13 protein-coding genes and 1 riboswitch are annotated in these 13,555 nt (G+C 34.8%); all 13 genes read right to left on the bottom strand.

Annotation, left to right across the window (positions count from 1 at the left end; all coding sequences use genetic code 11):
- Window positions 1-3: 3 nt before the first annotated feature.
- The 13 genes from rsgA to def all read right to left on the bottom strand — a co-directional run bounded on the left by rsgA (window position 4) and on the right by def (window position 13,548).
- Window positions 4-882 (bottom strand): ribosome small subunit-dependent GTPase A, encoded by an 879-nt coding sequence (gene rsgA, locus T335_RS0104335; protein ID WP_026476446.1) that lies wholly within the window; start codon window positions 880-882, stop codon window positions 4-6.
- A 10-nt stretch (window positions 883-892) separates the two neighbouring features.
- Window positions 893-2,908, bottom strand: a complete 2,016-nt coding sequence (gene pknB / locus T335_RS0104330) for a Stk1 family PASTA domain-containing Ser/Thr kinase (protein WP_026476445.1) — start codon at window positions 2,906-2,908, stop codon at window positions 893-895.
- Window positions 2,909-2,912: 4 nt separating this feature from the next.
- Window positions 2,913-3,671 carry a Stp1/IreP family PP2C-type Ser/Thr phosphatase gene (locus T335_RS0104325; RefSeq protein ID WP_026476444.1) on the bottom strand — a complete coding sequence of 253 codons (759 nt, stop codon included), beginning with the start codon at window positions 3,669-3,671 and terminating at the stop codon, window positions 2,913-2,915.
- Between the two features lie 81 nt (window positions 3,672-3,752).
- Window positions 3,753-4,790, bottom strand: coding sequence for a 23S rRNA (adenine(2503)-C(2))-methyltransferase RlmN (rlmN, locus tag T335_RS0104320; protein WP_026476443.1), 1,038 nt, complete (start codon window positions 4,788-4,790; stop codon window positions 3,753-3,755).
- Between the two features lie 32 nt (window positions 4,791-4,822).
- Window positions 4,823-6,157 carry a 16S rRNA (cytosine(967)-C(5))-methyltransferase RsmB gene (gene rsmB, locus T335_RS0104315; protein WP_026476442.1) on the bottom strand — a complete coding sequence of 445 codons (1,335 nt, stop codon included), beginning with the start codon at window positions 6,155-6,157 and terminating at the stop codon, window positions 4,823-4,825.
- Between the two features lie 265 nt (window positions 6,158-6,422).
- Window positions 6,423-7,133 carry a hypothetical protein gene (locus T335_RS0104310; RefSeq protein WP_026476441.1) on the bottom strand — a complete coding sequence of 237 codons (711 nt, stop codon included), beginning with the start codon at window positions 7,131-7,133 and terminating at the stop codon, window positions 6,423-6,425.
- A gap of 14 nt (window positions 7,134-7,147) precedes the next feature.
- Complete coding sequence (locus tag T335_RS0104305; protein WP_026476440.1) at window positions 7,148-8,002, bottom strand: ABC transporter ATP-binding protein; 855 nt, start codon at window positions 8,000-8,002, stop codon at window positions 7,148-7,150.
- On the bottom strand, window positions 7,999-8,367 hold the full coding sequence (locus T335_RS0104300) for a GntR family transcriptional regulator (RefSeq protein ID WP_026476439.1): 369 nt from the start codon (window positions 8,365-8,367) through the stop codon (window positions 7,999-8,001). The genes T335_RS0104305 and T335_RS0104300 overlap by 4 nt, the downstream gene beginning before the upstream one ends.
- A 231-nt stretch (window positions 8,368-8,598) precedes the next feature.
- Window positions 8,599-10,224: an L-glutamate gamma-semialdehyde dehydrogenase gene (pruA, locus tag T335_RS0104295; protein ID WP_026476438.1), complete on the bottom strand. Its 1,626-nt coding sequence runs from the start codon at window positions 10,222-10,224 to the stop codon at window positions 8,599-8,601.
- Between the two features lie 152 nt (window positions 10,225-10,376).
- A riboswitch (molybdenum cofactor riboswitch) is annotated at window positions 10,377-10,496 on the bottom strand.
- 193 nt (window positions 10,497-10,689) lie between these two features.
- Window positions 10,690-11,379, bottom strand: a complete 690-nt coding sequence (locus T335_RS0104290; protein ID WP_034327626.1) for a zinc metallopeptidase — start codon at window positions 11,377-11,379, stop codon at window positions 10,690-10,692.
- Window positions 11,380-11,383: 4 nt separating this feature from the next.
- On the bottom strand, window positions 11,384-12,103 hold the full coding sequence (locus T335_RS0104285; protein WP_034327624.1) for a DUF116 domain-containing protein: 720 nt from the start codon (window positions 12,101-12,103) through the stop codon (window positions 11,384-11,386).
- 43 nt (window positions 12,104-12,146) lie between these two features.
- Window positions 12,147-13,091 carry a methionyl-tRNA formyltransferase gene (gene fmt / locus T335_RS0104280; protein ID WP_026476435.1) on the bottom strand — a complete coding sequence of 315 codons (945 nt, stop codon included), beginning with the start codon at window positions 13,089-13,091 and terminating at the stop codon, window positions 12,147-12,149.
- Window positions 13,092-13,101: 10 nt separating this feature from the next.
- Window positions 13,102-13,548, bottom strand: a complete 447-nt coding sequence (gene def, locus T335_RS0104275; protein ID WP_026476434.1) for a peptide deformylase — start codon at window positions 13,546-13,548, stop codon at window positions 13,102-13,104.
- Window positions 13,549-13,555 lie beyond the last annotated feature (7 nt).

Raw genomic sequence — 13,555 nt, 5'->3', positions numbered from 1 at the left:
ATCCTAGTACCTCCTGTTTTTTCTAACTTCTTCTAATAGTTGTAAATAGCTGTTGTAACGGGTGTTTGGGATTTTCCCCTCATCTACAGCTTCCTTAATACCACATTTGGGTTCATTTTCATGTATACAACTTAAAAACTTACAATCGTCTTGAAATTGATGAAACTCTCTAAAGGCACCTGCAAGTTCAACTTCTTCCATAAAATCTATCGTTAAAGAACTAAAACCTGGAGTATCTACAACCCATCCAGACTCATGATAAGGAATTAATTCAACATGTCTTGTTGTATGTTTTCCCCTAGCAGTTTTTGCACTTATTTCCCCTGTTTGTAGCACTAAGTTTGACTGTATTCGGTTAAGGAGGGTAGATTTACCTACCCCCGATGGTCCTGCAAAAACAGTGGTTTTATTCTTTAACTTTTCTTTTAATTGTTCTAAAGAAGCTTCGTCATATTTGCTGGTAAAGATAATTGGATAACCGGCTCCACCATAAATTTTTATAATTTCTTCCTTAAGGTTGTTATCATCAATATCCATTTTATTGATACATATTACAATCTCTAATCTTTGACTTTCTGCCAGTACAATAAATCTGTCTAACAAAGAGAAATTGGGGTCTGGTTGGGCAACAGCAAAGACCACTATTGCTTGGTCTACGTTTGATACAGGAGGGCGAATTAACTCGGTCTGACGTTCCTTGATCTCTTCAATCATCCCTAAACGTTTGTCTTCATCTGTTACAGAGATTACTACATAATCCCCCACCATTGGAATGACTTTATTTTTCCTAAAAATGCCTCGAGCTTTACATTCATAGATGCTTCCATGAAAGTCTATGTAATAAAATCCACCAATTCCTTTAATAATCCTACCTTCCTTCATTCAATTCCTCCTAAAAGTTTATTACTATTTGATTGCCATGTTGTTTTCCGTTAACATGAACTTCTATTACTTGTCGTCCTGACCCTGATACATCGAAAGAAGCATATTGTCCGTCCCGCTCTACATGATGTTTAGAAGTCTCCATACGTTTTTTCCCTGTTGATGTTATTGCAAAAATTTCTATTTCAACTTCGCCAGTATACTCTCGAAGATTAATTGAAATACTTTTTGTTGAAGTACCAACGGTGTTGGCATCATCATTATCGTCATCGTCATCTCCATTTCCATTGTCGGTTGGTGGCGTCTCAATAGGTGTTGTATCCACTGGTCTTGGCCCTTGACTAACCACTAGGTCAACAGTCGTATTTTCTTCTACCTCGGTTGTTGGAGGAACGCTTTGGTTAATCACTTGATTAGCAGCGAATTCGTCACTGTATTCTTCACGAATATTGCCACGTCTTAGCCCCAATTCTTGTAGGGTTCTTGTAGCAACTTCTAATTGCTCTCCCTTTAAGTTAGGCATAACTAATACTACCTTTTCGGGCCCTAAACTAACAACAATGTCAACCGGTGTACCCTGGGCTACTGTAAAACCAGCTCTAGGATCTTGACTTATGATTGATCCTGCAGGGATATTACTATTAATTCTGTCTACATTTCCTAAACTTAAATTAGCATTAGTTAGTAAATATGGTGCATCTGCTTCGTTTTCATGCACTAAGTCTGGAACTTCTGTCTCTCTTAAACCTAAACTCACTACTACCTTCACTGTATAGCCAGTCTTTACCCTCCTACCTTCGGGCGGGTTCTGGGAAATGATATGGTTGGCTTCTACTTCATCATTATATCTTTCATCAATATTTAATTGTAGATTCAAAGATTCAGCCAAGGCTTCTGCTTCTTCTCTTTCCATACCCACAAATTCTGGTATCTCAACTTCGCTGGTTCTAAAAAAGTTACCGAAGTAATAAAATCCAAAGGAAAACAACAATGCTGCTATAAGGGCTGCTACGATGGCAGAGGCCACGATCGTCTTCTTTACTTTTTTATTCTTTTTAGGTGACTCTTCTTCTTCTTTTTCTTTGACTATATTTCTCTCTCCACTATATTTACTCCCTTTGCTTTGAAGGTCTTCTTCACTAATGACAGGAATAATTTGTGTTGGCGAATCCTCTTCATTCACTGTTGGTTGAAATGGTTTAATATAGGGATTGTTTTTTAACTTTGATAATTCTTCTAATAATTCCTCAGTATTTTGATATCTAGAGGACTGCTCCTTCGACATTAATTTTATTATGACGTTTTCAATACTTTTAGGTAGTTCTGGATTTAGTTCTGTCGGCAGTTTAGGTTGATCTTGAATATGCTTTAAAGCAACAGTAATTGGGCTATCTCCTTCAAAGGGTACCCGACCAGTTGCCATTTCGTACATAACAATTCCTAATGAATAGAGGTCAGATTTTTCGTCTGTATACCCTCCACGGGCCTGTTCCGGTGAAAAATAATGCACTGATCCAATGACACTTCCAGCATTAGTCATAGTGGAAGAACTGGCCGCTAAGGCAATACCAAAATCTGTTACTTTCGCCCGACCATCAGCAGTTATTAATATATTGTGGGGCTTAATGTCCCTATGGATAATATGGTTATGATGGGCATGACGTAGTGCAAAAGAAATTTGTCTACTATAATCAATTATTTCCTCTGGACTAAGTTTGCCCTTTTCTTTGATCACTTCTTTAAGGGTTTTACCTGCCACATACTCCATAACGATGTAATAGATTTCTTCATCTTCACCTACATCATAAATATTAACCACATTTGGATGAGACAAGCTGGCTGCCGATTGGGATTCTCTTTTAAATTTATCAATTAAGTCTTTATCATTAGTAAACTCAGGTCTAAGGATTTTAACAGCTACAAAACGGTTTAAGAGATTACATTTAGCTCTATAAACCAGCGCCATTCCTCCGCCACCTACTTTTTCAACAATTTCATAACGATTACCAAGTATCTTACCAATCATGTCTTCACCTACCTTCTGATTCGTTTATATTATTCTTAACAACAATGACAGTGATGTTATCAAAGCCGCCCCTTTGATTAGCTAGGGAAACCAGTTCACGACAACAATCATCACAGTCTTCTACTTCTAAAACTAGCTTTTCAATCTCATACTTATCCACAAAATTACTTAATCCATCGGTACATAATACCAATATATCTAAAGGCTGTATATCTGAAGTTAATAAATCCACCTTAATATAATCATCTGTTCCTAACGCTCTAGTAATTACATTTTTTTGGGGATGCTTCATTGCTTCTCTCTCTGAAATACTCCCTCTTCTTACTAATTCTGCCACCAATGAATGGTCTTGGGTCAATTGTCTTATTTCTTTATTTCGAATAAGATAGGCCCTGCTGTCACCTATGTGGGCAATATAAAGCCTTTCTTTAAGCTTTATGATTAATGTGGCAGTGGTTCCCATTCCTTCACATTGGTCGTCAGTTTTACTTCTATTTAAAATTTCTCTATTGGCCCGATTAAAAGCTTCAAATAGAATCCCTTTTACGGATTCATCATCTAGATCATCCATTTCCTCAGAAATATATCTAATAATATGTTCTTTTATAGTATCAATTGCTATTTGACTGGCAACTTCTCCAGCATTATGCCCACCCATACCATCAGCAACCAAATAAAGCTCTATTCCTTCATTAAAGATACAAAAATTATCTTCATTGATTTCCCGCACTTTACCAATATCGGTAATAGCCCCAATATTCATAATACACCCCTCCTTCTATCAATCAATATTCTACTACTATTCTACATTTTATTCTACATTTTTCAGCAAAACCCTTCATGGCTATTTTCTAGATTCTAAATGCTTATTTCGTAACTGTCCACAGGCAGCATTGATATCTGCCCCCATTTCTCTTCTGACGGTTACTTCAATACCATACTTCTTCAGAACACTTTCAAAAATTTTAACTTGGTGTTGTTGGGATTTTCTGTACTCCCTTTCGTCTACTGGATTGACAGGAATTAAATTTACATGACACAAAAGCCCCTTTAGTAATTTACTTAACTGGTAGGCTTCTTCTTCCCCATCATTTACCCCTCTAATTAAGGCGTATTCAAAGGTTATTCTTCGATTATTTTTTTGCAGGTAATAATGGCAACTCTCGATTAATTCATCTATTGTATACCGCTTGGCTATTGGCATCAACCTTTTTCTAATCTCATCATTAGGAGCATGTAGGGAAATGGCTAAATTAATAGGGATTCTTAAGTCCGCTAAATCCTTAATTTCTGGAACTAATCCGCAAGTCGATAAGGTGATATGACGATTTCCGATATTAAGACCGTCTTCATCATTAACTATTCTTAAGAAATTGGTCACTTCCTTATAATTATGTAATGGTTCTCCGCTTCCCATTAGAACAATATTTGAAATTCTAGCTCCAAAGTCCTTCTCCATCATAAGGATTTGGGCAATCAGCTCCCCTGCTTTAAGATTTCTTTCTAACCCTTTTATCGTTGAGGCACAAAAGCTACACCCCATAGCACAGCCTACTTGAGAAGAGATACAAGCGGTATTACCATGCTTATAACTCATTACAACACCTTCAATAATATGGCCGTCTTCTAGAAGAAATAAATACTTAGTCGTTCCATCTAATTTAGATACCAATTTATTTTCTATTCTTACTTGACTAATATATGCCATTTCCTCTAATTTTTGCCTAAGATTTTTTGAGAGGTTGGTCATTTCATCAAAGGAATTGATTCCTTTATGGAGCCATTGGAAAATTTGAATTGCTCTAAATTTCTTTTCCCCTAAATCCTCCATAAATTTAATTAATTCTTCCTTTGTTAAGCTTAACAAATCTACTTTTAACAAGTTTAATCCTCCATTCTAATTTACCACGGTCTTTACTTTCTCTGTAACTTAGCAATAAAAAAGCCATCTGTTTTATGGGTATTGGGATACAATTGTACTGTCTCTCCTTGGGGTTCTCCTGGAATTAGATCAGAATACTCCTTACCAACGTTTACTAACTTAAATTTATCGTTATTGGCTAAAAATCTTTCGATAATGCCTATATTCTCAGATGGTTCTACGGTACAGGTGCTATAGACCAAATAGCCTTTCGGTTTGACATATTTTGAAGCCTTCACAAGGATTTCTAATTGCATTTCTGTTATTTCTTTTAAATCATCAGGCTTCTTTCTATACTTAATTTCTGGTTTTCGACGGATAATTCCGAACCCTGAACAAGGGGCATCTACCAACACGCCATCTGCCATGTCTATTAAATTTTCATCTAATTCTTTCCCATTAAAGGCTTCTGTTTTAATAATATTAATTCCTAGTGTTTTAGCATTTTTCTTAATCAGTTTTAGTTTATGATCATGGACATCCCTTGCCAGTATTTTCCCTTTATTCTTCATTAATTGGGCCATATGGGTTGTTTTCCCCCCTGGTGCACTGCATACATCAATAATAAAATCCTCTTCTTTAGGGTCCATAACCCTTGCAATGAGCATAGAACCAAAGTCTTGTATATATAAGTATCCTTCCTTTAGCAGTTGGAAATCTTGTAGGCTTGTGACATTATTTAATGTTAAGGCTTCTTTGATATAAGGGTTTTGTTGAACTTCAAAGCCCTGTTCCTTTAATAACTTTATACACTCATCAACTGAAATTTTGAGGGTATTTACCCTAAGATTTAATTCTGGCGTCTCATTATTAGCCTTTAATAATTCCTCTGTAAAGTCCAGTGAAAAGTGTTTTAAGAACTGCTCCACCATCCATTCTGGATGAGAATATGTAATAGATAAATATTTCACTGTTTCCTTCTCTTTATCAGGCATTTTAATTGCCTTGTCATTTCTAATGGTGTTTCTTAAAATTGCATTTACGAATCCAGAAGTTTGTTTATTATATTTTTTAGCTAAATTTACCGACTCATTAACTGCTGCCGATGCAGGAATTTTGTCTAGAAATAATATTTGGTAAATCCCCAACCTTAATAAAATTAAAGTGTAGGGATGAATTTTTTTTAGCTTCACTGATGAAAACTGCTTAATTACATGGTCTATATATATTACATTTTCCAGTACTCCGTAGACTAGTTCTGTTAAAAATCCCTTGTCTAACTGACTGTATTTGTATTGCTTTAGCTCTTTATTTAGGGCGATATTTGAATAAGCTTCATTAACTTCTACATCGTATAGTACCCTTAGGGCTCCTTCTCTTGCATTCACGAATAGCCACCTCCTATTTAATAAGTATAGCAAATACTTTTAAGTAAAGGAATGTTGAATTTGTAAGTTCTTTATATTATAGCCTATTTTGAGGATTTTTTTGCGGAGAATTGAATATTGTGGTGAAAAAGGAAAGTCTGCACTGGGGGTGCAGACTTTCCTAATTGGTCTATAGATTCAAATATATATAAATTAAAATAAATATAACTTAAAATAAAATTATTGATTCAAATTCAAATTATGAATAATTTTTTAAAACTATTAACTATTCTTTTATAGGAGCTCTAAAGATTAATAGATATCCTATCGACAAAATAATTATTGAACCAATAGAAAAAGTAACAACTGCTGCAAATGGATTTTGGCTACCACCTAAGCCAAGGGCCATCACTAAAAACTTCTGAATAGATAAGACAAAAGATCCATTGGTCAATCTACTGGCATAGGTAAACAACATTATCACTACGATAGGAATAATAGAAGTTACTACCTTCATCAAAGTATTAGCTCTGTAGTAAATCATTGTGATCAAGTAACCTGCACTTGTTGCAAAAGTATATAACGCTAGATTCCACAAGCCCTTAGATAAAAACCAGTTTCCAGTATAAACTCGATAAGTTTGGTCGAACATTCCTGAAGTCGTAATATATTGGGATAGAACATGATCTATGGCAATGTCTACGATACTCATAATTGCTGAGATTGAAATAATCGCTATTATTGTTCCTAGGTGGAAGGATTTCCTCGAAACATTATTAGCCTGCATAAATTTAAAGCTACCTTTAAAACAGTTTAAACCTACTATAAAAATAAAGATGGACGTTGCCCCACCAAAATGGGTTTCGCCACTAGGTTGGTTTCTTATGGCTACAGTGATAAATAAAAGCCCTATTGAGATAATAGCCAAGTAATATATGAAAATAGAGCTCCTAAGATCTCTTAGCTGATATTTTGCTACCTTTAACATCTTCTCCATGATTAATCCTCCTTCTAATTAGTTAAGCTAATAAATAGTTTTTGAAGCTCCGCCTTACTAAAATCTAATTCTAATTCCTTTGCAAGGGCTTCATTTCGTTTTTTATCAAGGATAGTAACGGATTTAAACTTACCAATTGTTTCTTCCCCAATATAAGTCAGTCCTTTTATATATTGGTCTACCCTTGAGGCTTCTCCAGAGATTTTGTAGGCTGATGAAAGTAAATTTTCTACTGAATCTTTAACAATTAGTTTTCCTTCTTTGATAATTAAAACTTCTTCTAATATATCTGAAATTTCTTCTATTAAATGAGTGGAGATAATAATTGTTTTTGGTGATTCTATATAATTAGTCAGAATTTCTTTATAGAGCATTTCTCGATGATAGGCATCAAGACCTAATACTGGTTCATCTAATATAATAATTTTTGCATTTGAAGCTAAAGCAATAATTACCTTAAAAATAGAAGTATAACCTGTAGATAGTTGCTTTACTTTTTTATTAATATTTAGCTCAAATTTTTCTGCAAGAGAATTAGCATAGTTATGGTTAAATAGTGGGTAGAACTCTTTAGTCCAATTAAAAATCTCTTTTACCTTTAATCCTTCTGGATATAGATTTTTTTCCATCATATAAAACACATTAGATAGCGCTTCATCATTTTCTAATACGACTCCACCATCAATACTGATCCTTCCTGTTGTGGGAAATATTCTATTGGTTATTAAATTGAGTAGGGTTGTTTTTCCTGCTCCATTTCTCCCTAAAAGCCCGTATATTTTATTTTCTTCTATCGTTAAATTAATATCGCTTAATGCCTTTGTATCACCATAGATTTTTGATATTCCCTTTATTTCAATTGTACTCATTTTTCGTTGCTCCCTTCTATCATATTAATGACTTCATGCTTGGCTATTTTAAGTTTTTCAGCTTCTTCTAGCAATCTAACAATAAAGTCCTCATAAAATCTTTCTTTTCGTTTCGTAAGTATTTTTTCTTTTGCTCCAGAAGAAACAAACATACCCACACCCCTCTTTTTATAAAGTATTCCTTCATCCACAAGCAAATTAACACCTTTTCCGGCTGTAGCAGGGTTTATTTTAAAATTTACTGAGATTTCTGTTGTTGAAATAATTTGCTGTTCTTCTTCAAATATCCCTCGAAGGATATCATCTTCTATTGCTTCTGCCAGTTGAAGATAAATTGGTTTTTCACTTTCAAAATTTAATAACAACTTTAGAACCTCCCCTCTTAATTGGTTAGTTACTTATGTAATTAAGTATATACGTAATTAAGGTTTTCGTCAATAGATTTTCCAAATTTTTTAAAATTTATTTATTTACGTATTTGTCTGACGTAACAATTTGAAGAGCTTGAAAAGAAAAAGGCTACCACCTAGGTATGATAGGCTGTAACCTTTTCTAAAAACAATTATGTAGTTGTTATATTAAGGATTACTACCCCTTTAACCCATATAAGGATATCTGTAGTTAGTAGGTGGGTTAAAGGTTTCTTTTATTGTTCTTGGATTCATCCATCTTAAAAGATTTAATTTACTTCCTGCTTTGTCATTTGTACCAGATTTACGACTACCTCCAAAGGGTTGTTGTCCAACTACAGCACCAGTAGGCTTATCGTTTATATAGAAGTTTCCAGCTGCATTACGTAGATGCGCTTCCATTTTTATTAAAGCTCCACGATCTTGAGAAAAGATTGCTCCCGTTAAACCATATATTGTTGAGGAATTACAAATATCTAGGGTCTCTTCAAAGTCTTCTTCCTTATATACATAAAGCGTTAGTACAGGCCCAAATATTTCTTCTGTCATTGTTTTAAAGTGGGGGTCTGTCGTTAATATAATTGTTGGCTCTATAAAATAGCCTAAGCTATCATCACAACGCCCCCCTAATATTATTTCTGCTTGATCCGAAGCCTTTGCATATTCTATATAGCCTTTTATTTTGTCATAGGCCTTCTGGTCAATTACTGCCCCCATAAAGTTACTGAAATCTTCTACATTTCCTACGTTGATGGTGCTGGCTTCTTTAATCAAAACCCCTCTAACTTCTTCCCAAAGCTGAGCTGAAATATAAGCTCTTGATGCAGCTGAACACTTTTGACCTTGGTATTCGAAGGCCCCCCTTATTAAAGCTGTTACCAATTGCTCAACGTTAGCATCTTTATGGGCAAATATAAAGTCCTTTCCACCTGTTTCTCCAACTATTTTAGGGTAGCTATTATATTTTTCAATATTATTCCCGATGGTTTTCCACATGGTGTTAAAAACCTGTGTCGAGCCGGTAAAGTGTACGCCTGCCAGTTCTTGATGATTAAATACCACATCTCCTAGTAAATTCCCTGATGATGGGATAAAGTTAATTACACCATCCGGTAGACCTGCCTCTTGTAATAGCTTCATAACAAAATAATTAGAATAAACTGCAGCGCCAGACGGCTTCCATAATACCGTATTCCCCATGATGGCTGGAGCTACTGGTAAATTTCCCCCTATAGCTGTAAAATTAAAGGGAGAAACTGCAAGGACAAAACCTTCTAAAGGTCTATATTCTAGCCTATTCCAATTGTCATTAGTGGATATTGGTTGATCTGTGTAAATTTCAGACATGAAGTATGTATTAAATCTTAAGAAATCAATCAATTCACAGGCAGAATCAATTTCTGCTTGATAAACGGTTTTACTTTGTCCTAACATTGTAGCTGCATTTAAAGTTGTCCTCCAAGAACCTGATAGTAACTCTGCTGCCTTTAAAAAGATTGCTCCTCGATGCTGCCAAGAAACCGACTCCCACTCTTTCTTGGCTAATCGTGCAGCCTCTATTGCTAGTTTTATTTCTTTTTCCCCGGCAAGGTGATAGGTAGCTAAAACATGTTTGTTATTATGAGGAATAACACACTCCTTAGTATTACCAGTATAAATCTCTTTTCCTCCGATTATTACAGGGATGTCAATTCTTTGTTCCTTTAACTCTTTTAATTTTCCTTTAAGAGAAATTCTTTCTGGGCTACCCTGTAAATAAGATAAAATTGGTTCATTCAATGGTTTCTTTACTGTAAAAAAAGCATTAGACATAATAAATCCTCCTTTATTAATAAACTTTAAATACTTCCCAGCAGTTTATTAAAAAGAAGGTTTTGATCATAGCTAAGGAAACTAGGACAACAGTCATTTTTAGACTAAATAAACTTTAATAACTTAGCTAAAAATAGACATTATTCTAATTTTTTCCCACTACAATCTCTTCTTTCCACACTGGGAGGTACAATCGTTTCCAACCTTACCCTATCGGTCTCATATCATAGATCTTAATCCTTAGATATTTCGACTCGAAGAGACATACTTATGAATTTTTAGTATAGTTTGTATATTTAAAAACTTAATAATATTATATACTTTCTAATATTTATTTTCAACCTAAGTTGCTCTTCCGCCATCACATAAAAGGACCCAAATACGAAAGAGTCATATTTGGGTCCAGAAAAAAGTAAACTTACTTGATGATTCTATTTATCTAGTTTTTTTACCTATTTATTAATTTTACCTTCTCCTATTTCGAATCATAATCAATCTAATCAATTGAGCTACAGCTGTAGCCATAGCTGCCACATAGGTTAGGGCTGCTGCATTTAATACTTTTTTAGCTGGTTTGTATTCCTCTTGTGTAATAAAACCAAATTCATCTAATAGTCTCATCGCTCTACTGCTGGCGTTAAATTCAACTGGCAGGGTAATTGCTGTAAAGGCAACTGCAGCTCCAAATAGTAAAATTCCTAAATCTGCAAGACCTGGGGCCCCTAAAATGATCCCACCGATTACAAAGAACCAGGCTGCCCGAGAGCCAAAGCTTGAAATAGGTAAAATAGCACTTCTTAAAGCTAATGGTGCATAACCGTGGGCATGTTGTAGTGCATGACCAACTTCGTGGGCGGCAACACTGATAGATGCAATAGAACTACCGTTATAGACTTCACTGGATAATCTAACCTTTTTACTTCTTGGATCATAATGATCTGATAATTGTCCATTTACTAATTCCACCGGTACATCTCGTAGACCATTTTTGTCTAGTATTGCTCTAGCAACATCGTAACCACGATAACCTTTTCTTGTTTGAACTCTTAAATATTGATTAAAGGCACTTTTAACTTTTCCTTGAGCGTATAAAGCAAAGATCATTGCAGGTATTAATATAAAAATTGTATGATCATACATGAAAAATGGAAACATAATATCACTCCTTTATAAAATGACATACTGCTCTTTCAACTTCTTTAATGTCTACATTTGTATTAATGCAAGGGCCCTCTGGTCTTTGATTAATGACTGCGATAATAGGCACTTTCTTTACATCCATTAATCCACCAACTAAATCCCTTTCACATGCAATTGCTACAATTGCCTTTGGCCTTAGCTCCATAATCATCTTTCTAGCCAAGGTTCCACCAGTTACAACAATAAAGTTTATCCCATACTTTTCCTTTAAGCCAATTAACTGATCGACACTACACAACCCACATCTTTTACAGTTTTCTACTTTATGGGTAATTTTATGGGGGCAAAAGGATTTTTGAAGACAATGGGGGGTTAAGACCAAAATAGCTTCCCCCTTTAGGTTGTAGCTAGTAGCCATAACCAGCTTATTATTTATAAGGGTATAGGCTCTTCTTATGGTATTTTTCTCAATTTTTAGACCTTTACCCACCACTACCATTATAGGGTAGAGTAAAGGAATAGTAAATTCCACAATCTTCATTAATGGTTTTGGTATACTATTATTATACCATAACAGCATAATTGATAGTATTGTAGTAGCAATTAACAAACCGATCAATAAAAGAAAAAATAGTAGGGCCAATATCACTACTCTAAAAACATCAAGATGATTTTGTAGCGAAATAATAATTAGTCCACCAATGAGTAGTGCAACAATCCCAAGAAGGGTTACAAGCATAAATACAAACTTTTTTTCAGTTTTATCTTGAGTAAGGGTTTGATTATAAATTGTAATCCTCTCCTAAAATAACATCTTCATCAATATGATTACCAACTAAAAAATCCTTAACAGAAAGACGCTTGCCACCACTAAACTGTAATTCTTGTATTACTAGCATGTCCTTTCCCGTACCAACAAATACTTCTTCTTTAGTAACTCTAATAATTTTTCCTGCTGGGTATGTTTCATCTATCTTCTCGACACGACTTTTCCAGATTTTCATAGTCTTATCTTGATAGGTTGTAAATGCTGAAGGCCACGGATTGGTACCCCTTATCAAGTTCTTTATTTCGAAAGCACTTTTATTCCAATCAATGTTACCTAATTCTTTGTTCATGATTGGGGCATATGTAGCTTCTTCATCATTTTGCTTTTGTCTTTCTACTTCTCCTCTTTCGATTAAATCTATCGTATTTAAAAGTAAGTCTGCTCCCATTATTGAAAGACGATCATGAAGTTCACCTGCAGTCTCATCTTCACCAATTGTTAGGGAATCCTTTAAAATGATATCCCCTGTATCCATCCCTACATCCATATACATCGTTGTATTACCTGTAACCTCTTCTCCATTAATGATAGCCCAATTAATTGGAGCAGCGCCTCGATATTTTGGAAGTAATGAAGCATGTACATTAATGCATCCAAAGGGGGGTATATCTAAAATTTCTTTAGACAACAAATGCCCGTAGGCTACGACAATAATAATTTGTGGTTCTAAATCCCTTATTAGCTCCACCATTTCTGGGGTCTTAATCTTGTTAGGTTGATAAACAGCGATGTTGTGCTCCAAAGCCAATTCCTTTACTGGAGGCATTGTCATCTTGTTTCCCCTGCCTTTAGGTTTATCAGGTTGTGTAAAGACAGCTACAACTTCATGTTCTTTTTCAATGATTTTCTGTAGACAAGGGACAGCAAAATCTGGCGTTCCCATATATATAACTCTCATTTACTGATCTTTACCCCCTTTCCTCAATTAGATCTATAAATAGCACTCCATTTAAATGATCTATTTCATGGCATAATGCCCTTGCCATAAAATCAGTTCCTTCAACGATAATCTCATTTCCATTTCGATCAAGACCCTTAACCTTTACCGTTTTAGGTCTAGTTACTTCACCAGAAGCCCCAGGCAAACTTAAACAACCTTCTGCATCTGTTTGGGTCCCCTTCTCTTCAATCATTTCTGGATTAATTATTTCTACTAAGCCCTCACCAATATCAATAACAATAATACGCTTTAAAATACCTATTTGTGGCGCAGCTAACCCAACCCCATCAGCATAATACATGGTTTCTGCCATATCATCTAAAAGGATGTGGATTTTTTCATCTATTTTTTCTACCACCTTTGATTTCTTTCTTAATACTGGGTCATCATCTTTTCTTATTATTCTAATTGCCATATATTTT

This window comes from Alkaliphilus transvaalensis ATCC 700919 (genome assembly GCF_000621485.1).
Classification (GTDB): Bacteria; Bacillota; Clostridia; order Peptostreptococcales; family Natronincolaceae; genus Alkaliphilus; species Alkaliphilus transvaalensis.
Note: the sequence above shows the minus strand (reverse complement) of the source record. Positions and strands in the feature narration are given on the sequence as shown.

Excerpts from the sequence above, each read along its gene's own strand:
- rsgA (WP_026476446.1), bottom strand. The coding sequence starts at position 882 with ATGAAGGAAGGTAGGATTATTAAAGGAATTGGTGGATTTTATTACATA.
- pknB (WP_026476445.1), bottom strand. The coding sequence starts at position 2,908 with ATGATTGGTAAGATACTTGGTAATCGTTATGAAATTGTTGAAAAAGTA.
- T335_RS0104325 (WP_026476444.1), bottom strand. The coding sequence starts at position 3,671 with ATGAATATTGGGGCTATTACCGATATTGGTAAAGTGCGGGAAATCAAT.
- T335_RS0104310 (WP_026476441.1), bottom strand. The coding sequence starts at position 7,133 with ATGGAGAAGATGTTAAAGGTAGCAAAATATCAGCTAAGAGATCTTAGG.
- T335_RS0104305 (WP_026476440.1), bottom strand. The coding sequence starts at position 8,002 with ATGAGTACAATTGAAATAAAGGGAATATCAAAAATCTATGGTGATACA.
- pruA (WP_026476438.1), bottom strand. The coding sequence starts at position 10,224 with ATGTCTAATGCTTTTTTTACAGTAAAGAAACCATTGAATGAACCAATT.
- T335_RS0104290 (WP_034327626.1), bottom strand. The coding sequence starts at position 11,379 with ATGTTTCCATTTTTCATGTATGATCATACAATTTTTATATTAATACCT.
- T335_RS0104285 (WP_034327624.1), bottom strand. The coding sequence starts at position 12,103 with ATGCTTGTAACCCTTCTTGGGATTGTTGCACTACTCATTGGTGGACTA.
- fmt (WP_026476435.1), bottom strand. The coding sequence starts at position 13,091 with ATGAGAGTTATATATATGGGAACGCCAGATTTTGCTGTCCCTTGTCTA.
- def (WP_026476434.1), bottom strand. The coding sequence starts at position 13,548 with ATGGCAATTAGAATAATAAGAAAAGATGATGACCCAGTATTAAGAAAG.